This is a genomic window from uncultured Jannaschia sp., assembly GCF_947494055.1.
In the GTDB taxonomy this organism is placed as follows: domain Bacteria; phylum Pseudomonadota; class Alphaproteobacteria; order Rhodobacterales; family Rhodobacteraceae; genus Jannaschia.
In genome coordinates, this window is the sequence record NZ_CANLTR010000001.1 from 184,891 (window position 1) to 207,916 (window position 23,026).

A 23,026-nucleotide genomic window follows, 5' to 3' on the forward strand; every position below is an offset into this window, starting at 1 on the left:
CAAGCCGCTTCCCCCGGCCCCTCCCGCGCGCTACGTCCCGAATCATGACCGATGACCCGCACCAGACCGACCGCCCCGGAGACCGCATCGCCAAGGTGATCGCCCGCGCGGGCCTCGCCTCCCGGCGCGACGCCGAGCGCATGGTCGAGGAGCTGCGCGTCAAGGTGAACGGCCGCACCGTGTCGAACGTCGCCCACAACGTCGCCGCCGGCGACCGCGTGACGGTGGACGACGCGCCGCTGCCGCAGGCCGAGGGCGCCCGGCTCTGGCTCTACCACAAACCCGTGGGCCTCGTGACGTCCGAGCGCGACGAGAAGGGCCGTGAGACGGTGTTCGACACGCTGCCCGCCGAGCTGGGCCGGGTGCTGTCGGTCGGACGGCTCGACCTGAACTCCGAAGGGCTGCTGCTGCTGACGAACGACGGCGCGCTGAAGCGGCAGCTGGAACTGCCTGCGACGGGCTGGCTCCGGCGCTACCGGGTGCGCGTGAACGGCACGGCAGAGGAGACCGCGCTGGAGCGGCTGCGCGCGGGGATCGAGGTCGACGGCGAGGCCTTTGCGCCGATGCAGGTCGCGCTCGACCGCCAGCAGGGCGCGAACGCCTGGCTGACCGTCGGGCTGCGCGAGGGGCGCAATCGCGAGGTGCGGCGCGCGATGGCGGCAGTGGGCCTCTACGTCAACCGCCTGATCCGGGTCAGCTACGGGCCGTTCCAGCTTGGCCATCTCGAACCCGGCGCGGTCGAGGAAGTGAAGCCCCGCGTCCTGCGCGAGCAGCTCGGGGGCACGTTCGAGGGAGAACTGGCCGAAGGCCGGAAAGGAGCCGCGATGGCGGAGGATGACAAGGGCGGCAAGCCGCGCAAGCCCCGCAGTTCCGGCGACCGACTGGTCGATCACGGACGCGGCAAGCCGGGCGGCGCCAATCCGAAGGGCGGGCATCGCAAGGGGACCGAACCGGATGCCGAGGGCCGGTCCGAACGCGCCGGCCGGCCCGAACGGCCGCGGACGGGAAAGCCGCCGGTCACGCGCAACGACGGCGCCGGCAGCAAACCGCGATCCGGCGGCCCCGCACGCGACGGCGACAAGCCCCGCGGGCGGTTCGGGGACAAGCCGCGCGGCCCGCGGGACGAGGGCGGCAAGGACCGCCCGCGCGGCAAGCCCTTCGGCAAGCGCCCCCCGCGCGACGGCGACGCGACGCGGGATGCGGGGGATCGCCCGAGGCGCGAGGACCGGCCCCGGCCGGAACGCGCGCGCGAGGATCGCAAGCGCCAGGATCGGCCGCGCGGCCCGAACGCGGACCGTCCCGAGAACGGAAGCGACCGTCCGGCCCGGTCCGGCGGACCGAAGCGGGCGGGCGAGCGTCCGGCCCGGCCCGGCGGCACGTCCGGTTCGCAGCCCGATCGCCGCCCCGGTGCGACCGACGCGCCGAAGGAGACCAAGGCGGAACGGACCGCGCGGCTGCGTTCCGACAGTTCGGTCAGCCTGCGCAAGGGCGGTCAGCGCGGCCGGGGCATCGCCAAGCCCAAGCGGACCTCCGGCAAGACGCTCACGAACAAGCCCGGCGGGAAGTCCTGACACGACGATCGGCCCGTCGTGTCGCGCTTCGCTTTACCCCGAGGGCGTCACCCCCGCTTGCGGCCGGGGCCAGCCTTGCCCCTATCCAGTCCGAAGATCGTGCCCGTCGCCGGTGATCCTCAGCCCTTGTCGTCGAGCCCGTGGGCCTTCATCAGCCGCGCCTGCGCGAAGAAGAAGATGAACATCGCCACCGGCAGGCCGAAGGTCTTGAAGTTCACCCAGGTCTCGGTCGACATCCCGCGCCAGACCAGCTCGTTGGTCACGGCGAGCCCGACGAAGAACCACGCCATCCGACGCGTCAGGATCATCCAGCCCGCATGGTCGAGCGGCAGCGCTTCCGACAGGACCATCGCCAGATAGCTGCGCCCGCGCCAGACGCCGAAGAACAGCACCGCCGCGAAGAGCGCGTAGATCAGCGTGGGCTTCATCTTGAAGAACCGCTCGTCGTTGAGCCAGACCGAGAGCCCGCCGAACACCGTCACGAGGATCGCGGTGACGAGCTGCATCTGGCTCAACCGACCTGTGAGCCACCAGAGCGCCGCCGTGGAGGCCAGCACCAGCGGCACGAACAGCGCGGTGATGACGATGAACCCCTCATATTCCGTACCCCCGAAGGCGTAGCTCTCGTCCTTGAGGTAGAGATAGCCCAGGAAGAACAGCACCACCGGGCCGAGCTCCAGCGCGGTCTTCAGCCATCCAGGCACGGCGCGTTCGGGTCTGTCTGGCATGGCGGGCCTCCTTCGGGTGCGGCGGGGATACGGAATGCGCGCGGCGGGGTCCAGCCTCGGCGGCGGCGGGCTTCACGCGCGCGCGATGCGGGGGGCAGTCGGGTCCGACTGGAGTGGTGCGCCTGAACGGTGCGTTCGTGCGGCTTGCTGACGGCTGAAGGTGATAAAGGCGCTGTCGGGCGGCCTTCACCCGAATTCCACCACCACGGCCCCGAGGGCGATCAGGGAGATCAGGACCAGCCGGCGAAGGCCGACCGCCTCGCCGAGGAGGAACCAGCCGAGCAGCGCCGCGAAGACGGTGGAGGTCTCGCGCAGGATCGCCGCCTCGCCCACGTTGTCGAGCCGCGTGGCCATCATGATCGACCCGAAGGAGCCGAGCGCGACCACGCCGCCGAGCGCGCCGAGCCGCACCAGAGGCGCCTCCGGCCGCCGCCATTTGCCACGTAGGAGCGCAGTCAGGGGGAAGTCCAGGGACGTCAGCATGAAGAACCACGCGAGGAAGGTGAACGGATCGGCCATCGCCCGGATGCCGTACGCGTTCCACGTCGTGTAGACCGCCACCATCAGGCCCGTCACCACGGCGAGCCCGAGCGCCGGCACCAGCGTCGCGCGCTCGACCGTGACATGGGTCATGTTGTAGGCCGAAAGCCCGAAGAGCCCCACCAGCAGAAGGCCCACGCCCGCCCACTGGATCGCGGTGAAGTGCTCTCCGAAGATGAGGCCGGCGCCCAGCACGGTAAAGAGCGGCCCGGTCCCGCGCACGACCGGGTAGACCACCGTGTAGGCACCCCGTTCGTAGGTCGCCCCCTGCAGGAGCTTGTAGGTCGTCTGGATCGCGATCATCCCGGCGAGCACCCACCACAGCTCCGCCGGCGGCCAGGGCACGAGGAACAACGCGACCGGCGCCGCCAGGCTGAAGATCGCCACGTCCATCACGGTGCGCGAGGTCCAGGGGTCGTAGGTCCCGCCCTTCTGGAGCGCGCCGAACAGCGCGTGCAGGAACGCCGCCGCCAGCGCGAGGACGAGCGCCACGTCATGGCCGGCCGGCGTGCCCTCGATGGCGTAGATCCAGTCGCGCATCACCCCGTCCGCGTCTTTCCGGTCGCGCCTCCTGTCTACGTCCCGGCCGGCCGGGGCAAGAGGCCGCCTGTTGCCTCACCCTGAGATGTTACCAAGCGCGGTAACTGGATTTCGGGCCAGCGGCAGGACCATGCCTGCGATCGGCAGCGGCGTCAGGGCTTCCATTCCGTGACGGACGATCCTCGCGGCCTGATCGGCCCGCCACGCCTTCACCAGCCGCTGCATGGTGCGCAGGTGGGAGGCGTTGAACCGGTCAGGATGGCGGTCCTTGAGCCGGGCCAGAACATCGACCGCGGTCATCGCAGGTTGAGCGTCGAGCCATGCCTCGATCTCAAGGCGATGAGGCTCGAGCATTGATGGGCGCTTCGGAACCGGTTTCACCCGATGATAGGGCCTGCGATGGATCTCCCGGCGTTCGCCGTTCCGCGTCGCATCGGCGATGGCGGCTGCGAGATCAACCAGAACAGGCGACTCATACGCCGACGGTGCGATCCCCCTCCGATCGACCCGCTTGCCCAGATCAGCCTGCGCCGCGCGGATCGCTGCCAGGGCGACCACCGGATCGGCGCGATTTAGCAGATCGACGATGCGCGCGATGCTTGCAGCATCTACCCGCCCCGAGGCCAATGCCCGCCCGGCCGGAGGGACCGGCGGATGCCAGTACTTCGTAACCTTCGCACCGACGCGAACCTTCTTGCGCAGCTTGAAGGAGGGCTGGAACAGGTTGGTCTGCAAACGCACCGCCGCGTAGAGCTTTGCCAGCGCCGCAGCGGCTGCCATGCCCTCGAACCTGCCGTAGCCGACGATGCGGCGGACGATGGCCCCGTTCTTTTGCTCTACCCAGGCCTGATCGTTCTTTCGGTAGGCCCGCGAGCGCGTCACCTCTAACTTCTGCGCCCGGCACCAGGCGACGACTGGCTCGTTCATGAAGGCCCCGTCGTTGTCGAAGTCGACACCTTTCAGAGGGAAGGGAAACAGCGTTTGTGCCGCCCGAAGCGCTTCCAGCACGAGCGCCCCTGACCGAAACACCACCGGCACGCATTCGGTCCAGCCCGTGGCGATGTCGGTCAGCACCAGCGTCTGCACGAAGGCACCTGCCGTGCTGACCCCTGAATGCGCGACGAAGTCGACCTCGAGGAAACCTGGCTCCGGGTCGCCCCAGTCGGCGAACGTCCGCACCGGCACTGACCGACGCACCGCCGAGCTGAAGCCGGCCCGCTTGCGCCTTCCCTGTGCGGCCGCAATCGATCGTCGCCGGGCTGATCGCGAGCAGCGCGGCTCGCAGGTCCGCATCGGGCGCGAGCTGCCCATGCCGCTCCAGTGCCGGCAACAAAACCGGGATCATTGGCTTCAGACGCTTGGAGCAGACCCGATCCGACGCTTCCCAAAGCAGTGCGGGGGCTTCTTTCACCTCCTGATTATAGCGCGCCTTCGGCTTGCCCCGCGGACGCTTCTCGGCATCTCCCGACCCGAGGAGCCGGATCGCGTGCTTGCGGTGCAGCCCGGTCAGCGCCACGAACTCGTCGAGGATGACGCCCTTCGCCACACGTCCGCTCTCTGCGTATCGGTCCCTGATCGTCGCCGTCACCTCCGCCCGTGCCGCCATGCTGAGCCTCCCCGCCATCGTTCCGCACCCCACCGACCCACTCAGATCGTGCGTAGCGATCAGGGTGCGGCAACGGCAGCGTCGGGTAACGTTTCATGCGAGACAATGCGCCTGTCTCTTCAGCATCATCTGCCAAGACCCCACGCGCTTCGACTTCGACCGGCAGACGGAGGTCAACGCAGATCCATTGCGACTGATCGAGGGGGTGACCGCCGGCATGGCGCTCCTCGCGGCCGGAATCATCTTCGCCTCGGGCGGCTGAATCGAGCGTCGCTTCGCCGAAAAACGCCCGCCGCGCGGAGGAGCAGGGTTAAAGGTCAGCGCCTCAACAGGAAACGAATACGAAAGGGCGCGCCGCCGGGTTGAACGGAACGCGCGGCCCTGACCCCGCCGCCGGTCAGGCGTCGAGACCGACCAGCGCGGCGGCGAACTCCTCGGGGTCGAAGGCGTCGAGGTCGTCGATCTGCTCGCCCACCCCGATCGCGTGGATCGGCAGGCCGAACCGGTCGGCGAGCGCGACGAGCACCCCGCCCTTCGCCGTCCCGTCGAGCTTGGTCATCACGAGGCCCGAAACCTGCGCGAGCTTCTGGAAGACCTCCACCTGCATCAGCGCGTTCTGCCCGGTGGTCGCATCGAGCACGAGCAGCGTGTTGTGTGGCGCGCTGTCGTCCTTCTTGCGGATCACGCGAACGATCTTGGAGAGCTCCTCCATCAGGTCGGCGCGGTTCTGCAACCGACCCGCCGTGTCGATCAGCAGCAGGTCCGCCCCCTCCGCCTCGGCCCGGCCCATCGCGTCGAAGGCGAGCGAGGCGGGGTCGGAGCCCTCGGGCGCGGTCATCACCGGCACACCGGCGCGGTCGCCCCAGACCTGCAGCTGTTCCACGGCGGCGGCGCGGAACGTATCGCCCGCGGCGATGACGACGGATTTGCCGGCCGCGCGGAACTGGGAGGCGAGTTTGCCGATCGTCGTGGTCTTGCCGGACCCGTTGACGCCCACGACGAGCACCACCTGCGGCCGCTTCGGGAAGAGCGGCATGGGCGTCGCCACCGGCTCCATGATCCGCGCGATCTCGGTCGCCAGAAGCCGCTTGATCTCCTCGGTCGAAAGCCGCCGGCCCATCCGCCCCTCGGCCAGGTTCGCGGTCACGCGCATCGCCGTGTCGACGCCCATGTCGGCGGCGATCAGCAGCTCCTCGAGCTGCTCCAGCATCTCGTCGTCGAGCACGCGGCGCGGCGCGGCGGGCGCGGCGCGGCCCATGAGGCGGTCGAGCAGGCCGCGACGGGCCGGCGCCTCGGGGGCAGGCTCGGCCTCCGGTCGGGACGTTGCCGGCGGAACCGGCGCGCCGGGAGACGGGATCGGTGCGATGTCGAGCGGCGGCGCGACGGGGACCGGCCGCGGCGCGGGCGCGGGCTCGGCGGGCGCGGGACCGGGTGCGCGCGCGTCCTCGACCTCGGCCGCCGCGCCGGGATCGGGCGCGTCCTCCGCGGCCCCCTCCTCGACGATGGCGTCGAGACCCTGCTCGAGCTTGGACGACGACCGCGTGAGACGGTCCTTGAGCTTGCTGAAGAACGACATGCCGCCCCCTTTCGCTCTTCACCTAATATGCCCGGCCGCGCGGCGAAAGGCCGGGCGACAGGGCGTTGCGGGCGGCCCGCGTTCGACGTTGGTATGCGACACCGGCGGCGCCCAAGATCGCGATTCTCGATTCGGAAGCGACCGATTCGGCGGCCACGATCGCGAACGACCGGTTAACAGCCCCCCCGGCGTACGCTGCTTATCTCAATGATTTCCGCGTTTACCGAGAATAAACCAGTCGATGGTAGAGATGTTAGGGACTTGTTAACCATTGGGGCTCAAATTAGGCGAAGTGGACCCAGGCCCGTGCGCCAAGGTTTGCTCCGTGCAGTGCTCCCGCTGCCGACCTTTCTCCCTCGGGGTCAGGCGGCGGGACACGCAAAGACCCCACCCCTTCCCCATCCGGACACCGGCCCCACCGGTGATCCGGAGCGGGGATCGGGCCGTCGATTGTCCAGCGCGTGTTCCATGCCATGAACTTCGGGATCGGTCTCCACCCCGCGCGGCGACCCCCTCGCGGTAATGCCTCGATCGTAAACGGAACGCGCTCGACGCCGCCACGCCGGGCGGACACGGCCCGGGCGTGGCCGGGCCGGTTACCATGTCGCGGCGTTCGGGATGGACAGTCCGGATGGAACCGGAAAGACTCGGCCCCGGAAGGAAACCCGTCATGCGCCCGATCCCCGCCCTCTGCCTCACCCTCCTCTGCGCGGCCGCCACGCCCGCACTGGCCCAGCGGGTCGTCTCCGCCGACGAGTTCTCGCAGATGGTCACCGGCAAGACGCTGCATTTCGACCGCGACGGGTCGGCCTTCGGGGCGGAACAGTATTTCGAGGACAAGCGCGTGATCTGGGCCTTCGAGAACGGCCAGTGCCAGCGCGGCATCTGGTTCGAGAACCGCACGGGCGAGATCTGTTTCGTCTACGATTCGAGCCCGGACCCGCAATGCTGGTCCTTCCTCGAAGGCGGCGACGGGACGTTCCGCGCGCGGTTGTCCGACGATCCGGCGGCCTCCGACCTTGTGACGCGGGAAATCGGCACCGACCCGCTCGATTGCCCGCTGCCCGATCTCGGGGTCTGAACGCGCCGCACGGGCCGGAAGGGCTTTGCCCTCGGGCCTTCGACAACGGGGCATCGGACGTTCACGGGCGAAACGCTTGGCGAGCGTTTCCGGGACGCCCGCTCGCCCACGGATATTCCGGACGCAACGACCTCAGAACAGCGAGCCTTGGTCGGGTGGCTTGGGCTTTGCCTTCCCGCGCGGGGCGGTGCCGGTGACGGCTTCGATCCTGTCGTCGCCCGCGAACTGGATCTGGATCTGCCCGGCCTGCCGCGCTGCGGCGGCATCGGTCACGATGGACGATCCGGCCCGGACGACCGCGAAGCCCCGCTCCAGCGTGCGCTCGTAGCCCAGCGACAGACGCAGCCGTTCGAGCCCGGCCAGCCGCTCCTCGGCCCGCGCCGCGATCGCGCGGACGAGCGGGTCCAGTCGGATGGCGGCGTTGTCCACCCGGCAGCCCTCGGCCACGAGACGGCGGCGGAGCGGTTCGGGCGAGAGGCGGGCGGCCTGCCGCGCCAGATCCTGCGCCGCCCGTGTCCGCGCCCGCGGCAGGGCGGCGTCGAGACGGGCGCCGAGCTGTTCCAGCCGCCGCCGCTCGGTCGCCGTGCGTGCCGCGAGCGCGCCGGGCGTGATCCGTCCCTCCAGCCGGGACAGCGCAACCCGTGCCCGCGCCGTGCGGCCCCGTAGCGCCGTCGGCAGGCGGTCGGAGGCAAGGTCCAACCGCTGCCGCGCCCCCGAAAGCAGTGCCTCGCGCCGCGGCAGCGCGCGGGAGAGGTCGCGCCACCGTTGCCGCCGCGACTCGACCCCCGCGCGGGCGCAGCGCGCCTGCCGCGCCCCCAGATCGGCCACCGCCGCCAGGAGGTCGAGCCGGACCGGCACCGCGATCTCGGCCGCGGCCGTCGGTGTCGGCGCACGGCGGTCGGCGGCGTGGTCGATCAGCGTCGTGTCGGTCTCGTGGCCCACGGCGGAGATCAGCGGGATCGCGCTTTCGGCCGCCGCACGGACGACGACCTCCTCGTTGAAGCCCCACAGATCCTCGATCGAGCCGCCGCCCCGCGCGACGATCAGCAGGTCCGGCCGCGGGATCAGCCCGCCGGGGGCGAGCGCGTTGAAGCCGCGGATCGCCGCCGCCACTTCCGGCGCCGAGGCGCGACCCTGCACCGCGACCGGCCAGATCAGGACGTGGCGCGGAAACCGCTCCCGCAGGCGGTGCAGGATGTCGCGGATGACCGCCCCCTGCGGCGAGGTCACGACGCCAATCACGTTCGGCAGTCGCGGAAGATCGCGCTTGCGCGACGCGTCGAACAGCCCCTCCGCCGCCAGCGCCACGCGCCGCTTCTCCAGCATCGCCATCAGCGCGCCGGCGCCCGCCACTTCCATCGCATCGACGTTGAGGTTGTACTTCGACTGCGCCCCGAAACCCGAGAGGCGGCCGGTGACGATCACCTCCATCCCCTCCTCGGGCGCGACGGAGAGCTGCGCGATCTGGCCCTTCCACGTCGTGCAGGCCAGCACGTTCCGGTCGTCCTTGATGTCGTAGTAGAGATGGCCCGAGCGGGCGCGGAAGATGCGCCCGATCTCGCCGCGCACGCGGATGCGCCCGAACGCGTCCTCCAGCGTCCGCTTCACCGCGCCCGAGATCTCGGAGACGGTGTACTCGGTTTCGTTGCGTCCGGGCTGCGGCCCGAATTCGTCGATCAGATCGTCCATGCGCCCTCCTACCGCGTGGCCCCGTGCCGGGCCAGTCTTGTCCGGCCCCGCCCCGCCCCCTAAACCGCGCCCGAGACGACAGGAGGCGGCCCATGAACATCCTCATACTCGGCTCCGGCGGGCGCGAGCACGCGCTGGCCTGGGCGGTGCTGCAGAACCCGAAATGCGACCGGCTGGTCGTGGCGCCGGGCAATGGGGGCATCGCGGAGATCGCGGAATGCGCGGCGCTCGACATCCTCGACGGCGCGGCGGTGGCGGACTGGGCCTGCGAGGAGAGCATCGACTTCGTGATCGTCGGACCGGAGGCGCCGCTGGTCGCCGGGGTGGCAGACGCGCTGCGCCAGGCCGGACTTACGGTGCTCGGGCCCTCGGTCGCGGCGGCGCGGCTCGAGGCGTCGAAGGCCTTCACCAAGGAAATCTGCGCCGCCGTGGGTGCGCCGACCGCGGCCTATGCGCGGTTCGACGATTTCGACGCGGCGCGGGCCTACCTTGCCGACCATCCCCTGCCGGTCGTGGTGAAGGCCGACGGGCTCGCCGCCGGCAAGGGCGTCACCGTGGCCGAAACACGAGAGACGGCGGAGGCGGCGCTCGCCGACATCTTCGACGGCGCGCACGGGACGCCGGAGGTGGTGATCGAGGCGTTCCTGACGGGCGAGGAGGCGTCGTTCTTCTGCCTCGTCGATGGCGCGGACGTGCTGCCCATCGGCACGGCGCAGGACCACAAGCGCGTGGGTGACGGCGATACGGGGCCGAACACCGGCGGCATGGGCGCCTATTCCCCCGCCCCGGTGATGGATGCCGAGGTGGAGCGGTGCGCGCTGGACGAGATCGTGCGGCCGACCATGGCCGAGATGGCGCGGCGCGGCACGCCGATGCAGGGCGTCCTCTTCGTCGGGCTGATGATTGCGGAGGGCCGGCCGAGCCTCGTGGAATACAACGTCCGCTTCGGCGATCCAGAATGCCAGTGCTTGATGATGCGGCTGGGCGGGCAGGCGCTCGACCTGATGCTCGCTTGCGCGGAAGGGCGGCTGGGCGAGGCGCGCGTCCGCTGGGCCGAAGACCACGCGCTCTGCGTCGTGATGGCGGCGCAGGGCTATCCCGGCCCCTATGCCAGGGGCGGCGCGATCGGCGGGCTCGACGCGGTGGCGGCCGACGACGGGACGACCGTGTTCCATGCCGGGACGGCGATGCAGGACGGGCGGCTCGTCGCGGCGGGCGGCCGGGTGCTGGGCGCGACCGCGCGGGGCGAGAACCTGCGAACGGCGCGGGACCGGGCCTATCGTGCGGTGGACCGGATCGACTGGGCGGACGGGTTCTACCGCCGGGACATCGGCTGGCGCGCGCTGTGAGCCGCCGCCGCCGCGCCCGCTGGCACGCGCCGGCGCTGCTGATCGCGCGGCTGCTGATCGCCGCGCTGTTCGCGAGCGGAGCGGCGCAGAAGGCGCTCGACCCCGCCCCGGTGGAGGGCCTGCTCGGGGATAAAGGCCTGCCCGAATGGCTCGTCTGGGCGGCGCTCGCCTACGACGCGACGGCGGCGCTCTGCCTCGTCCTCGGGCGCTTCGTCACGCCGGTCGCGCTGTCGCTGGCGGCCTATTGCGCCTTCACCAGCCTGTTCCACTTCCGGCCCGACGATCCGTGGCAAATGACGATCTTCGTCAAGAACTGGGCGATCGCCGGCGGCTGCCTCGCGCTGGCCGTGGCATGGGACGCGACGGGCCGCCGGCGGTAAGGCGTCAGATCTGCTTCTCGGGCATCTGCACGACCAGCCCGTCCAGCGCCTCGCTCACCTTGAGCTGGCAGGTCAGGCGGGAACGGTCCGGGTCGGGCTCGTAGGCGAAGTCCAGCATGTCCTGCTCCATCGGGTCGACGGGGGGCAACTTCTCGACCCACTCCTTGGCGACATAGACGTGGCAGGTGGAGCAGGCGCAGGCGCCGCCGCAATCGGCCTCGATGCCGGGAATGCCGTTGTCGCGGGCACCCTCCATCACGGTGAGGCCGACGGGAACGTCCACGACGTGCTCTTTGCCGCCGTGCTCGATATAGGTGATCTTGGGCATGGGAACTCCTGGGCCGGTCTGGGCCCGGGTTAGCTTCCGGGTGGCCGGCGTGCAACAGAGCGGATGCGCGCGGTTTCTCGGCCCCGGCCGCTCGGCTAGGAAGACGGGGACGGCTCCGTGCCGTCTCTCCTGACACAGGTGCAATGACCCGACGTTCCTCCCTTCCACCGACCCCGTGGCTCGCGGCCGGCCGGGCCGGCGTTTCACGTCGGCCGCGGTCGAACGAGTCGGGGCGCTGCGACGTCACGCGCGGGAGAAGGACGTCAGAATGGTTTTGACAGCGTCTATCCCGGCGGCCGCGATCCGCCATGCCGACGATGGAGGCGCGGCGTGAGCACGTCATCCGAGACCGGCCGCCTGATCGCGGTGGACTGGCTGCGCACGTTGGCGATCGTGGCGATGGCGGCGTTCCATTTCGGCCGCGACTTCGAGGTGCTGGGTCTGGTGCCGCCGGGGACGACCTTCGGCGGGCTCTGGGATCTTTCGGCGCGGACCATCGCCTCGACCTTCATCTTCCTCGCCGGGCTGTCGCTCTGGCTGGCGCATGGGCGCGGGTTCCGCCGGCGCCCCTACCTCGTCCGGCTGGCGCAGGTGGCGGGCGCGGCGGCGGCGATCTCGCTGGTCACGTGGATCGCCGTGCCGGGAGCCTGGGTGCGGTTCGGCATCCTGCACTCGATCGCGTTGTCGAGCGTGCTGGCCCTGCCCTTCCTGCGCGCGCCGGCCTGGGGGACCGCATCGGCGGCCGCGCTCGTCCTATGGGGTCTGCCTACGTTGCGCGGGCCGGCCTTCGACGGGCTCCTCTGGCTCTGGACCGGGCTCGGGACTGAAGTGCCGCCGATGATGGATTACGAACCGATGGTGCCGTGGTTGGCGCCGTTCCTCGCCGGGCTTGCCTTCGGGCAGGCGGGCGGGATCGCGCTGTTCCGCTGGGGGCCGGCGCGGCCGGGGCGGCTGGCGCGGGCACTGGCCTGGCCGGGGCGGCACGCGCTGCCGGTCTATCTCGTCCACCAGCCGGCGCTGGTGGGGGCCATCCTCGCCGGCGCCTGGCTCTGGCAGCGCATGTGAGAACGGGCGCCCGTGGGCGCCCGTCGATACGTCGTCGCGTCAGGAGACGCGGATCACTCGCCGTCGAGCGGGATGGCGACGAAGCGGGCATCCTCACCGCGACGAACCAGAAGAAGGAAGGTCTTCTGCCCGGCGTCGCGCGCTTCCTCGATCCGGTCCTCGAACTCGCTGACGCTCGTCACGTCGACCTGCCCGGCCTGCTCGATCAGGTCGCCCGCGGCGATCCCCTTCTCGTAGGCGGCACTGTCGGGGTCGACATCGGTCACGACCAGGCCGGCGGCCTCATCGTCCAGCCCGAGCTCGGAACGCACCTCGTCGGTCAGCGTCGAGACGGTCAGGCCCAGCGTCGTCGTCTCCGCCGGATCCTCCGAATTCATCGAAGCCGGCACGGCCCGCTCGGCCTCCTCGCGACGACCCAGCGTCACCAGCAGCGTCTGCGTCTCGCCGTCACGGAACACGGTCACGCGGACGGCCTTGTCGACCGGGGCGTTGCCGACCGTGCGGACGAGCTGGCGGGTCGAGTCGATCTCGGTGCCGTCGAAGGACACGATCACGTCGCGCGCCTCGATGCCGGCTTCCCGGGCCGGGCCCTCCGGCACGTCGGTGACGAGCGCGCCGCGCGCCTTCTCGAGCCCGAGCGCGTCGGCCAGTTCGTCATCCACGTCCTGGATGCGCACGCCGAGCCAGCCGCGGCGGGTCTCGCCGTATTCCCGCAACTGGTCGACGACGTTGGTCACGACGTTCGAGGACATCGCGAAGCCGATCCCGATGGAGCCGCCGGTGGGCGACAGGATCGCGGTGTTCACCCCGATGACCTCGCCGTCGAGGTTAAAAAGCGGGCCGCCCGAGTTGCCCCGGTTGATGGCCGCGTCGGTCTGGATGTAGTCGTCGTAGGCGCCCTGAAGCTCCCGCTCGCGGGCGGAGACGATGCCGGCGGAGACCGAGAAGCCCTGGCCCAGCGGGTTGCCCATCGCCATGACCCAGTCGCCGGTGCGCATCGCGTCGCTGTCGCCGAAGGGCACGAACTCCATCGCTTCCGGCGCGTCGACCTTGAGGAGCGCGATGTCGGTGTTCGGATCGGTGCCGATCAGCTCGGCGTCGAGCTCCTCGCCCGAGTAGAACTCGATTGTGATCTCGTCGGCATTCTCGATCACGTGGTTGTTGGTGACGATGTAGCCATCCTCGGAGATCACGAAGCCGGAGCCGAGCGCACTGCCGCGGCGCGATTGCGGCGGGACGGGGGGCGTCGGACCGTCGGGGCGCTGGTTGCGGAACTCCTCGAAGAAATCCTCGAGCGGATTACCCGAATTGGGGCCGCGCTCGGCCGAGGCGATGGTCGTGTTCGTGGTGATGTTGACCACGGAATCGGAAACCTGATCCACGAGGTCGGCGAAGGTGTCGGGCTGCGTCTGCGCGGCGGCGGCCAGCGGGGCCGCGACCGTGAGCGCGACGCCGAGTGCGGCGGCCTGCAGGGCGCGGAACGCGTCGCCGACGGGCCGCGGAGAGGTGATGTCGGTCGTCAAGATGATCCTCCTGAGATACCAGAGCGCGGCGCGAAGGGCCGCCAGTTCGGTGCTCGTCATGTTCATATCACACCGGCCGGGTTCAACGCACGAAGCTTCACATGGGTGTGACGGTTCCACGCTGTCCGGTGGGCCGGTCGACGGACGCGGGAGCGTATGGGCGAACGCAAACGGGCGCTCGCGCGCCCGTTCCGTCGTCCTGGTTTCGCCGGTCGTTCGGCGCCTGCGGTCAATCCGCGGGCACGATCTCAACATCGGTCTCCAGCTCCGCCTCGACCTGCCCTTCGGGGTCCGGCGCGGCGATGTCGGCGGCGGGCGTCTCCGCTTCCGTCCCCGTGTCGTCCTGCGACTGCGTCTCGTCCGACGGCGGCGTGTCGTCGGTGATCGCCTCGGGCGAGAGATCCGCGTCGTCGCCCTCGGCCGCGTTGCCCGGCGGGTTGGCGGGCTCGACCTGCGCGGTCGGCGTCCCGGTCCGCGCGCCCGGTCGGCGATCGGTCTTCAGGTAGTCGAAAAACTCCGAATCCGGCGACAGGACGAGCGTCGAGTTGCTGCCCTGCAGGGCACGCGTATAGGCGGTCAGCGAGCGGTAGAACTCGAAGAATTCCGGGTCCGCCGAGAACGCAGTCGCGAAGACCGAGTTGCGACGGGCATCGGCTTCGCCGCGGGCGATCTCGGCCTCGCGCGTGGCCTCCGAGGTCAGCTCGATCACGGTCCGGTCGGCCTGCGCGCGGATGCGCTGCGCCGCCTCCTCGCCGCGGGCGATCTCGTCGGCGGCCTCGCGCTCGCGTTCCGCCCGCATCCGCGCGAAGGTCGCTTCGAGGTTCTGCGACGGCAGGTCGGTGCGCTTGAGCCGCACGTCGATGACCTGCAGGCCGAGATTGGAAGCGCGCGAGCGCACGTTCTCGGCGATCTCCTGCATAAGGGTGGCCCGGTCCTCCGACAGGATCTCGTCGGAGGAGACCGAGCCCAGCACCGCCCGCAGCTGCGAGCTGATGATGCCGTCGAGCCGCGATTCCGCCTGCTCGATCCCGGCGGCGGGGTTCGCCTCCCGGAACTGGCGCAGGTCGGAGATGCGGTAGCGCGCGAAGGCGTCCACGACGAGGCGGCGGTCGTCGCTCGGCGTGACCTCGATCGGCGGGAAGTCCCGCGACAGGATGCGGTCGTCGTAATAGGCGATGTCCTGGATGAGCGGGATCTTGAACGACAGGCCCGGCTCGGTCTTCACGTCGACCACGCGGCCGAATTGCAGGACCAGCGCCTTCTGCCGCTCGTCGACTACATAGACCGACGAGAAGATCACCACGAGGATCACGGCCGCGACGGGGAGAAGCCAGATAGAGCGGTTCATTGGGTCGGTCCTCCTTGGGTGGTGCGACCACCCCGCAATTCGTTGAGTGGCAGATAGGGCACGACACCCTGTCCCCCGCCGGCGCCGCCGGTGACGCCGCTATCGACGATGATCTTGTCCACGTCGCCCAGCACCTGCTCCATCGTCTCGAGATAGAGGCGCTTTCGGGTCACTTCGGGTGCCTGGGCATATTCGTCGAGCACGGCGGAGAAGCGGCTCGCCTCACCCTCGGCCTCGTTGACGACGCGGGCACGGTAGCCCTCCGCCTCCTCCAAAAGCTGCGCCGCCTCGCCGCGCGCGCCGGCCAGCACCTGGTTGGCGTAGCGGTCGGCTTCCGATTGCAGCCGCTCGCGCTGCTGCTCGGCAGCCTGCACCTCGCGGAAGGAGTCGATCACCTGCTCCGGCGGATCGGCGCGGTTGAAGTTGACCCGCTGAATCTGGACCCCGGAATTGTAGCTGTCGAGCGTCGACTGGATGAGCTCGCGCAGGCGGTCGGCGATGATGCCGCGGTCGCGGTTCAGGATCGGGGCAAGCTGCGACTGCGCCACGATCTCGCGCATGGCGGATTCGCTCACCGCGCGGATCGTCTGCTCGGGGTCGCGCAGGTTGAAGAGGTACTCGGCCGGATCGCTGATCTCCCAGACCACCTCGAAGTCGATGTCGACGATGTTCTCGTCGCCCGTGAGCATCAGGCCCTGCTCGGCCCGGTTGCCGCGGTTCTCGCCGATGGCGACCGTACGCTCGGCGGTGACCGAGAGGACTTCTTTCGTCACGACGGGCCATGGCGCGAAGTTCAGGCCCGGCTCGCCGATGCCCGAGAACTCGCCAAGGAAGAGCTCGACCGAGCGCTGGTCGGGCTGGACGCGGTAGACCGACAGGACCAGCCAGATCAGCACGAGGATCGCGAGACCGACGCCGATGGTCGCCCGGTTGATCGGCAGCCCGCCGCCCGGCCCGCCGGGTCCGCGCGAGCCGTTGCCGCGCCCGCCCATCAGGACGCGGAGCTGATCCTGACCCTTTTTGAGGATCTGGTCCATCTCGGGCACGCCCTGCGGCCCGCGGCTCGGTGGCCTCCGCCCGCCGTTCGGACGTTCCGGCGGCCGGTTGCCGCCACCGTCCGAATTGCCGCCACCGCCCCAGGGGCCTCCGCTACCTGCCATCAGGATCGTCCCTCTCAGATCATCATTATGCGCGTCGCACGTCCGCGCCGTTTCTCCACGCTAGATCGGGCCTTGGCTACCCCGATTCAAGAAAGTGTGCGAACCGGCCGCGGAACCTCAAGACAATGTGCGAACCGGCTCGCGCATCGTGACCAGTTCCTCGGCCATCGTCGGGTGCACCGCGCAGGTCCGGTCGAAGTCGGCCTTGGTCGCCCCCATCTTGAGCGCGACGGCGACGAGCTGGATCATCTCGCCGGCCTGCGGCCCGACGATATGGGCGCCGAGGATGCGGTCCGTGGCCTTGCTCACGAGGAGCTTGAAGAGCACCCGCTCCTGGCCGCCGGCGAAGGCATGCTGCATCGGCCTGAAGGCGGTGGCGTAGACCAGCGTCGGCTCGGCCTCCTCGGCTTCCTCCTCGGTCAGGCCGACGCTGCCCATCTCGGGCTGGGTGAAGGTGGCCGTGGCGATGAGGTCGTAGTCCATCGCGGTCTTCTCGCCCGCGAACACGGTCCTGTGGAACGCCACCGCCTCGCGGATCGCCACCGGGGTCAGCTCCATCCGCCCGATCGCGTCGCCCAGCGCGAAGATCGACGGTACGGCGGTCTGGCCGTATTCGTCGACGCAGACCGTCCCCTTGCGGTCGATCTCCACGCCCAGCGCCTCGAGCCCGAGCCCTTCGGTGTTGGGCCGGCGGCCGGTGGCCCAGAGCAGGCAGTCGAACGCCTCCTCGTGGCCGTTCGTCCCCCTGACGAGGATGCGTCCGTCCTGCCGGTCGATCCGCATCGGTGCGCAGCCGGTATGAATGCGGATGCCGCGCTGCTGCATGGCGTCGGCCACGTGACCGCGCGCCTCCTCGTCGAAGCCGCGCAGGATCTGCGCGCCGCGGACGAACATGCCGACCTCGGCGCCGAGCCCGTGGAAGATACAGGCGAACTCGCAGCCGATATAGCCGCCGCCGACGATCAGCATCTTCCCGGGCACGCCGTCGAGGTGGAACACGTCGTCCGAGACGATGCCGAGATCGGCGTTCTCCATCTCCGGCCGGTACGGGCGGCCGCCGGTGGCGACGAGGATGTGCTTGGCGGTCTTCGTGGTGCCGTCGGCGAGCTTCACCGTATGCGGATCGTCGAGCGTGGCGCGCTGATCGAAGATCTCGACCCCCGCCCGTTCGAGGTTCCTGCGGTAGACCCCTTCGAGCCGGTCGAGCTCCCCGTGCAGCCTGTCGCGGAACCGCATCCAGTCGAAGTCGCCGGCATCCGCGTTCCAGCCGTATTCCCGCGCCAGCGCGATCGCCTCGGGATATTCGCTGGCATAGACCATCAGCTTCTTGGGCACGCAGCCCCGGATGACGCAGGTCCCGCCCATCCGGCTGGATTCGGCCAGCCCGACCCGGTAGCCGTCCTGCGCCGTCAGCCGCGCGGCCCGGACCCCGCCGGAGCCGCCGCCGATGACGAAGAGGTCGTAGTCGAAATCCATGTGCGGTCCTTTCGCGGATCGGGTTCGGGACAGGCGGGGCGGCGCTAGTCGCGGAAGATGTTCTCCTCGCGCGCGAGGTCGACCCGTTCCTGCGTGACCGTCCCGGCAAGGCTGTCGTGCAGCTCGACCGCGCCGTCGGCCGCGCCGATCACGACGACGTCGCAGATGTCGAGGAACAGGCCGTTCTCGACCACGCCGGGGATCTGGTTGAGCGCGAGGGCGAGCTGGTTCGGGTTGTCGATCCGCCGCAGATGCAGGTCGAGGATCAGGTTGCCCTCGTCGGTGCGGAACGGCGCCTCCCCGCCCTGGCGCAACGTCACCGTGCGGCTGGTCACGTCGGCGCCGACCAGGCTCTCCTCTATCAGGCCCTTCGTCGTCTGCCAGCCGAAGGGGATCACCTCGACCGGAAGCGGGAAGGCGCCCAGATGCTCCACCTTCTTGGCGGGGTCCGTGATGACGACCATCATGTCCGAGGCGGTGGCCACGATCTTTTCCTGCAAAAGCGCGCCGCCGCCGCCCTTGATGAGGTTCAGGTCGCCGTCGAACTCGTCGGCCCCGTCGATGGTGAGGTCGAGCCAGCGCAGCTCGTCCAGCGTGGCGAGCGGGATGCCGCATTCCGCCGCCAGCTTCGCGGTGCGGTCCGAGGTCGGCACGCCGGTCACGCGCAGCCCGTCGCGGCGGATCATCTCGCCCAGCCCGCGGACCATGAAGTTGGCCGTGGACCCGGTGCCGAGGCCGATCCGCATGCCGTCCTGCACGTAGTCCAGCGCGCGCCGGGCGGCGACGGCCTTGGCCTTGTCGGACGGGTCGAGATCGGCTGGCATGCGCGGCTCCTTGTCTGTCGGGCGGGGTTATAGCGACGGGGGTCCGGGGCGGCGAGGCCCCATTTGCCGTGCCGCCAGCATCGCGTCGAGCGCGTCCGCCGGCAAAATCAGCGCCGTCGGCGCGCCCGACAACGATAGCGTGACGCGTCCCGTGGCGCGGTTCGACGTGCCGACCCGGCCCGCGGGCGACATCGCGATCCCGTCGATCGGCCATTCGAGCCCGGTGCTGCGTCCCTCCGCCGGTCCCAGCGGCCAGAGCGAGACGCGGGTGCCGGGGGCGAGGTCGAGCGCCATGTCGGCTGCCGCGATGCAGACGCAATCCTCCTCGCCCAGCAGGATACAGGGGGCCCCGCCCCGCGCCAGTTCGCTCAGGCAGGCGAGGAAATGGTCGACCCGTGCCCCGATGAAACCGACGGCGATGGCCGGCCCCGGGAACGTCCGCCGCGCCTTGGCGAAATCGGTGCTGTCCTGCTCGGCGACGGGATGCAGGCGATCGGCGAAGGCGGCGCGGGCCGCGGGCGAGATCGAGTCGAGGTCGCCGATCACCGCCTCGGGCACCAGACCCGCGCCCTGCACCGCGTCCGCGCCCCCGTCCACCGCGATCAGGCGCGGGGCACGGGCAAGGGCCGCGCGGAGCGTCGCGGCCCCGACCGGCGCCCCGCCAACCAGGGTCGTCATCGGGGGCGTCTCGCCGGCCGATCCGGCGGTGGAACGTGTCAAAATCTGGCCCTCGCCATCGCCAAATGGCCCTGATACGGACGCCATTTGACTGAATTCCTCTGGTCATGTCCAAAGGGAAGAAACGCAGATTCCCCGCCGGGAAGGAAGTGGCCGAGAAGATGTCCCCGCCGTCGAAGAAGCTCACCGTGTCCTACGGAACCTTCTCCTGTACGCTGGAGGGCTTCGACGATCCGGTCGCCGCGTTGTCGCAGATCGCCATGCAGTTCCGCGACCTCGCCGCGCAGGATCGCCATTTCGGCGCCGCCCCGACCGTGCCGGACGCGGAGACGCGGCACGGGGAGGACGACCGGCGCGGCTCGGACGACGTTACGGAACCCGAAGGCGCGGCGCGACCCACGGCGCCCCCGGACGCGCCGGCATCCGACCCGCAGGATACCACAGCGGAGCGGCCGGAGACCGCGCCGGAGGAATCCGAGGAAGACGAGCCGGAACCTTCAGCCGATCCGGCGCCGCGCGACGGGCCGGACGGGCCGGACGGGCCCGGGCCGGAGCCCATGACGGACGTGCCCTACGGTCCGCTGGAGGCCGGGGACCATGCCTGGGAGGAGGAGATCTGGGACGAGGGCGCCTGGCATTTCTGGCAGGCCGACGAGACGCAGGCGACGCCGGACGACACGATCGAGGTCGGCGCCCCGCCCGACCCGGCTGCGGATTCACCGGGGGCGCCGCCCGAACCGCCGCGGACGGGAAAGGCGGAGCTCGGCGACCCGGAGCCCGAGCGCCTTTTCGCCGCCACCGACAGCCGCCTGACCGAGGGCGATGCCAGCCGCCGGCACGCCAGCATCTCGCACATGAAGGCCGCCGTCGCCGCCCGCCGGGCCGACACCGCGCCGCCGGGGACGCCGGACGACGCGACCGGCGCCTACCGCGCCGACCTCGCCTCCAACATGCGGCCGCGTCCGGACGACGCGGAGGGGAGCAGCCCGCTCGTCCTCGCCTCCGGGCAGCGGATCGAGGCGGAGCAGGCGGACACGGCCGAGCCGCCCGACTTCGAGAGCTTCGCGCTCGAGACCGGCGCGGCGAGCCTGCCCGAGATCCTCGCCGCCGCCGCGATCTTCGCGACCGGGACGCTCGGACAGGACCGTTTCTCGCGGCCGCGGGTTCTGCACATCGCGGCCGAGGCCTTCGGGGAGATCGGTCGGGAGGAGGGCCTGCGCGCCTTCGGGGCGCTCCTGCGCGAGGGTCGTATCGTCAAGGTCGCCCGCGGCCTCTACGCGCTGGCCGATGCGGGGGGCCGTGGCGAGGGCTAGCGCAGCAGGCCACGGATCGAAGGCACGGAGTCTGTTTTCCGCCCCGCAGTGGAGTCGGGCAGCTTCCATCCGACAAACCGAGGCAATCCGGCTTCAAGCGTAACGTCGGTCGACGCCGACGTCGCCCTTCCCGGCGTCATTCCTCCGGTGGCGGGGCGTCGGGATCGGCGCGGCTGGTGCCGAGGAAGATCGGCTTGAGCGGCAGGAAGGCGACAACGCCCAGCACGACGTAGATCGCCAGCTCCAGCAGGATGGGCGGCTGTCCGAACCGGTCGTAGACCAGTCCCAGCACGCCCACGACCACGAAGATGTAGAGCGGGAGCCCCACCACGAGGATGAGGAGCGACAGGCGCTTTCGGGTCCGGTGCGTGAGGGCCATGCTGCGGACCTAGTCCTCGAACGGGTCGGTGACGAGGATCGTGTCCTCACGCTCCGGCGAGGTGGACAGGAGCGCGACCGGACACTGGATCAGCTCTTCCACGCGGCGCACGTACTTGATCGCCTCCGCCGGCAGGTCGGCCCAGCTCCGCGCGCCCTCGGTGGATTGCGACCAGCCCGGCATCTCCTCGTAGACGGGCGTGCAGCGCGCCTGCGCCTCGGCGGCGAAGGGCAGATGGTCGAGCCGTTCCCCGTCGAGCTCGTAGCCCGTGCAGATCCGCAGCGTCTCGAACCCGTCGAGCACGTCGAGCTTGGTGAGCGCGATGCCGTTCACCCCCGAGGTCGCGCAGGTCTGGCGCACCAGCACCGCGTCGAACCAGCCGCAGCGGCGCTTGCGGCCCGTGACGGTACCGAACTCGCGCCCCCGCTCGCCCAGCCGCTGGCCGTCCGCGTCGTGAAGCTCCGCCGGGAACGGTCCCTCGCCCACCCGGGTCGTGTAGGCCTTGACGATGCCCAGCACGAAGTCGATCGCGCCCGGCCCCATCCCCGTGCCGGTGGCCGCCTGCCCCGCGATGACGTTGGAGGAGGTGACGAAGGGATAGGTGCCGAAATCGATGTCGAGGAGCGCACCCTGCGCGCCCTCGAAGAGGATGCGCTTACCCGCCCGGCGCTTCTGGTCGAGCACCTTCCAGACCGGCGCGGCGTATTCCAGCACGACGGGCGCGATCTCGCGCAACGCGGCAAGGAGCGCGTCACGGTCCACCGGGTCGAGCCCGAGCCCGCGGCGCAGCGCGTCGTGATGGACGAGCGCCCGGTCCACCCGCGTCTCGAGCGTCGCGGCGTCGGCCAGGTCGGCCACCCGGATCGCGCGGCGGCCGACCTTGTCCTCGTAGGCCGGGCCGATGCCGCGGCCGGTCGTGCCGATCCGGGCGACGGCGTTCGCGCTTTCCCGTGCGCGGTCGAGCTCGCCGTGGATCGGCAGGATGAGGGGCGCGTTCTCTGCGATCATCAGCGTCTCGGGCGTGATCTCCACCCCCTGCCCGCGCAGCGTCTCGATCTCCGCCTTCAGGTGCCAGGGGTCGAGAACGACGCCGTTGCCGATCACCGAGAGCTTGCCGCCGCGCACGATGCCCGAGGGCAGGAGCGACAGCTTGTAGACCTCGCCGTCCACGACCAGCGTGTGACCGGCATTGTGGCCGCCCTGGAAGCGGGCGATGACGTCCGCCCGCTCGGAGAGCCAGTCGACGATCTTGCCCTTGCCCTCGTCGCCCCACTGGGCCCCGACCACCACCACGTTCGCCATCTCGTCCCCCGCGTCGCGCGTTCAAACCGCGTCCCCCTAGCGCAGCGGCCGGAGCGAGGGAAGCCTCCGGGACTTGCGGCACCGGCCCGGACCCAATAGGTAGCCGCCGACCCAGAGACCGGAGCCGGCCCCCGCATGGAAAACGTCGTCCTCGTCATCCACCTGATCCTCGCGCTGTGCCTGATCGGCATCGTGCTGCTGCAGCGTTCCGAAGGGGGCGGGCTCGGCATGGGCGGGAGCGGCGGCGTGATGAGCGGGCGTCAGGCCGCGACGGCGATGACCAAGCTGACCTGGGGCTTCGCCATCGCGTTCCTCGCCACCTCGATCGCGCTGACGATCATCGCGGCGTCCAACACCGCCGGCGGCTCGGTCGTCGACCTGACCCCGCCGGAGACCGGGGACGCGACACCCGCGCTGCCGTCCGAGAACCTGCTGCCGCCCACCACGAGCGACGCGCCGCTGGTTCCGCCCCGCGCGGACTGACGGGGCGGAGCGCCGTCCGGTATCGCCCGACCCGCCTGACGGCGGGTCGGGCGATACCGCGAGCGGGCCATTTTCTTTGGGTTCGGT

The 23,026-nt window shown here is 70.6% G+C and carries 22 protein-coding genes; 8 read left to right on the forward strand and 14 right to left on the reverse strand.

Features of this window, described 5'->3' with window-relative positions:
* Nucleotides 1–44 precede the first annotated feature (44 nt).
* Nucleotides 45–1,571, forward strand: coding sequence for a pseudouridine synthase (locus tag Q1A87_RS00940; RefSeq protein ID WP_299646113.1), 1,527 nt, complete (start codon nucleotides 45–47; stop codon nucleotides 1,569–1,571).
* Between the two features lie 119 nt (nucleotides 1,572–1,690).
* Here the strand turns inward: Q1A87_RS00940 and Q1A87_RS00945 are convergent, their stop codons facing one another.
* The 3 genes from Q1A87_RS00945 to Q1A87_RS00955 form a co-directional block, all read right to left on the reverse strand.
* Nucleotides 1,691–2,299, reverse strand: coding sequence for an inner membrane-spanning protein YciB (locus Q1A87_RS00945; protein WP_299646115.1), 609 nt, complete (start codon nucleotides 2,297–2,299; stop codon nucleotides 1,691–1,693).
* A 186-nt stretch (nucleotides 2,300–2,485) separates the two neighbouring features.
* Nucleotides 2,486–3,379: an EamA family transporter gene (locus Q1A87_RS00950; protein WP_299646117.1), complete on the reverse strand. Its 894-nt coding sequence runs from the start codon at nucleotides 3,377–3,379 to the stop codon at nucleotides 2,486–2,488.
* 75 nt (nucleotides 3,380–3,454) lie between these two features.
* Nucleotides 3,455–4,558: a transposase family protein gene (locus Q1A87_RS00955; protein ID WP_299646119.1), complete on the reverse strand. Its 1,104-nt coding sequence runs from the start codon at nucleotides 4,556–4,558 to the stop codon at nucleotides 3,455–3,457.
* A 350-nt stretch (nucleotides 4,559–4,908) separates the two neighbouring features.
* Between Q1A87_RS00955 and Q1A87_RS00960 the strand changes: the two genes are divergently transcribed.
* Nucleotides 4,909–5,247 (forward strand): hypothetical protein, encoded by a 339-nt coding sequence (locus Q1A87_RS00960; protein ID WP_299646121.1) that lies wholly within the window; start codon nucleotides 4,909–4,911, stop codon nucleotides 5,245–5,247.
* A 135-nt stretch (nucleotides 5,248–5,382) separates the two neighbouring features.
* Here Q1A87_RS00960 and ftsY read toward each other — a convergent pair whose 3' ends face one another.
* Nucleotides 5,383–6,561 carry a signal recognition particle-docking protein FtsY gene (gene ftsY / locus Q1A87_RS00965; protein WP_299646123.1) on the reverse strand — a complete coding sequence of 393 codons (1,179 nt, stop codon included), beginning with the start codon at nucleotides 6,559–6,561 and terminating at the stop codon, nucleotides 5,383–5,385.
* Nucleotides 6,562–7,231: 670 nt separating this feature from the next.
* Between ftsY and Q1A87_RS00970 the strand changes: the two genes are divergently transcribed.
* On the forward strand, nucleotides 7,232–7,642 hold the full coding sequence (locus Q1A87_RS00970; protein WP_299646125.1) for a hypothetical protein: 411 nt from the start codon (nucleotides 7,232–7,234) through the stop codon (nucleotides 7,640–7,642).
* Nucleotides 7,643–7,774: 132 nt separating this feature from the next.
* Here the strand turns inward: Q1A87_RS00970 and xseA are convergent, their stop codons facing one another.
* On the reverse strand, nucleotides 7,775–9,331 hold the full coding sequence (xseA, locus tag Q1A87_RS00975) for an exodeoxyribonuclease VII large subunit (RefSeq protein ID WP_299646127.1): 1,557 nt from the start codon (nucleotides 9,329–9,331) through the stop codon (nucleotides 7,775–7,777).
* 92 nt (nucleotides 9,332–9,423) lie between these two features.
* Between xseA and purD the strand changes: the two genes are divergently transcribed.
* Nucleotides 9,424–10,680 (forward strand): phosphoribosylamine--glycine ligase, encoded by a 1,257-nt coding sequence (purD, locus tag Q1A87_RS00980; protein WP_299646129.1) that lies wholly within the window; start codon nucleotides 9,424–9,426, stop codon nucleotides 10,678–10,680.
* Nucleotides 10,677–11,060: a DoxX family protein gene (locus tag Q1A87_RS00985; protein ID WP_299646131.1), complete on the forward strand. Its 384-nt coding sequence runs from the start codon at nucleotides 10,677–10,679 to the stop codon at nucleotides 11,058–11,060. Before purD ends, Q1A87_RS00985 begins: the two co-directional genes overlap by 4 nt.
* 4 nt (nucleotides 11,061–11,064) lie before the next feature.
* On the opposite strand, the gene Q1A87_RS00990 is transcribed toward Q1A87_RS00985, so the two are convergent.
* A complete protein-coding gene (locus tag Q1A87_RS00990; RefSeq protein WP_299646133.1) occupies nucleotides 11,065–11,388 on the reverse strand; it encodes a 2Fe-2S iron-sulfur cluster-binding protein in 324 nt (107 codons plus the stop codon).
* A 330-nt stretch (nucleotides 11,389–11,718) separates the two neighbouring features.
* Between Q1A87_RS00990 and Q1A87_RS00995 the strand changes: the two genes are divergently transcribed.
* On the forward strand, nucleotides 11,719–12,453 hold the full coding sequence (locus Q1A87_RS00995; protein WP_299646135.1) for a heparan-alpha-glucosaminide N-acetyltransferase: 735 nt from the start codon (nucleotides 11,719–11,721) through the stop codon (nucleotides 12,451–12,453).
* Nucleotides 12,454–12,506: 53 nt separating this feature from the next.
* Here Q1A87_RS00995 and Q1A87_RS01000 read toward each other — a convergent pair whose 3' ends face one another.
* The 6 genes from Q1A87_RS01000 to Q1A87_RS01025 form a co-directional block, all read right to left on the reverse strand.
* Nucleotides 12,507–14,036: a Do family serine endopeptidase gene (locus Q1A87_RS01000; RefSeq protein WP_299646137.1), complete on the reverse strand. Its 1,530-nt coding sequence runs from the start codon at nucleotides 14,034–14,036 to the stop codon at nucleotides 12,507–12,509.
* Between the two features lie 169 nt (nucleotides 14,037–14,205).
* Nucleotides 14,206–15,324, reverse strand: coding sequence for a protease modulator HflC (locus tag Q1A87_RS01005; protein ID WP_299646139.1), 1,119 nt, complete (start codon nucleotides 15,322–15,324; stop codon nucleotides 14,206–14,208).
* On the reverse strand, nucleotides 15,321–16,484 hold the full coding sequence (gene hflK, locus Q1A87_RS01010) for an FtsH protease activity modulator HflK (protein ID WP_299646141.1): 1,164 nt from the start codon (nucleotides 16,482–16,484) through the stop codon (nucleotides 15,321–15,323). The genes Q1A87_RS01005 and hflK overlap by 4 nt, the downstream gene beginning before the upstream one ends.
* Before the next feature lie 117 nt (nucleotides 16,485–16,601).
* The gene (gorA, locus tag Q1A87_RS01015) at nucleotides 16,602–17,960 is read right to left on the reverse strand and encodes a glutathione-disulfide reductase (protein ID WP_299646143.1); all 1,359 of its coding nucleotides are present in this window, start codon (nucleotides 17,958–17,960) and stop codon (nucleotides 16,602–16,604) included.
* Between the two features lie 44 nt (nucleotides 17,961–18,004).
* Entirely contained in the window at nucleotides 18,005–18,784 is a 780-nt protein-coding gene (gene rpiA, locus Q1A87_RS01020) for a ribose-5-phosphate isomerase RpiA (protein WP_299646145.1), read from the reverse strand.
* Between the two features lie 27 nt (nucleotides 18,785–18,811).
* Nucleotides 18,812–19,462 carry a thiamine pyrophosphokinase gene (locus tag Q1A87_RS01025; RefSeq protein ID WP_299646146.1) on the reverse strand — a complete coding sequence of 217 codons (651 nt, stop codon included), beginning with the start codon at nucleotides 19,460–19,462 and terminating at the stop codon, nucleotides 18,812–18,814.
* Between the two features lie 161 nt (nucleotides 19,463–19,623).
* Between Q1A87_RS01025 and Q1A87_RS01030 the strand changes: the two genes are divergently transcribed.
* Nucleotides 19,624–20,775 (forward strand): hypothetical protein, encoded by a 1,152-nt coding sequence (locus tag Q1A87_RS01030; RefSeq protein WP_299646148.1) that lies wholly within the window; start codon nucleotides 19,624–19,626, stop codon nucleotides 20,773–20,775.
* Between the two features lie 136 nt (nucleotides 20,776–20,911).
* Here Q1A87_RS01030 and Q1A87_RS01035 read toward each other — a convergent pair whose 3' ends face one another.
* Together Q1A87_RS01035 and Q1A87_RS01040 are read right to left on the reverse strand one after the other, a co-directional pair.
* Nucleotides 20,912–21,154 carry a DUF2842 domain-containing protein gene (locus Q1A87_RS01035; protein ID WP_299646150.1) on the reverse strand — a complete coding sequence of 81 codons (243 nt, stop codon included), beginning with the start codon at nucleotides 21,152–21,154 and terminating at the stop codon, nucleotides 20,912–20,914.
* Nucleotides 21,155–21,163: 9 nt separating this feature from the next.
* A complete protein-coding gene (locus Q1A87_RS01040; protein ID WP_299646152.1) occupies nucleotides 21,164–22,456 on the reverse strand; it encodes an adenylosuccinate synthase in 1,293 nt (430 codons plus the stop codon).
* A gap of 135 nt (nucleotides 22,457–22,591) precedes the next feature.
* Here Q1A87_RS01040 and secG point away from each other — a divergent pair, with 135 nt between their 5' ends.
* Nucleotides 22,592–22,939, forward strand: a complete 348-nt coding sequence (secG, locus tag Q1A87_RS01045; RefSeq protein WP_299646154.1) for a preprotein translocase subunit SecG — start codon at nucleotides 22,592–22,594, stop codon at nucleotides 22,937–22,939.
* Nucleotides 22,940–23,026: the final 87 nt, after the last annotated feature.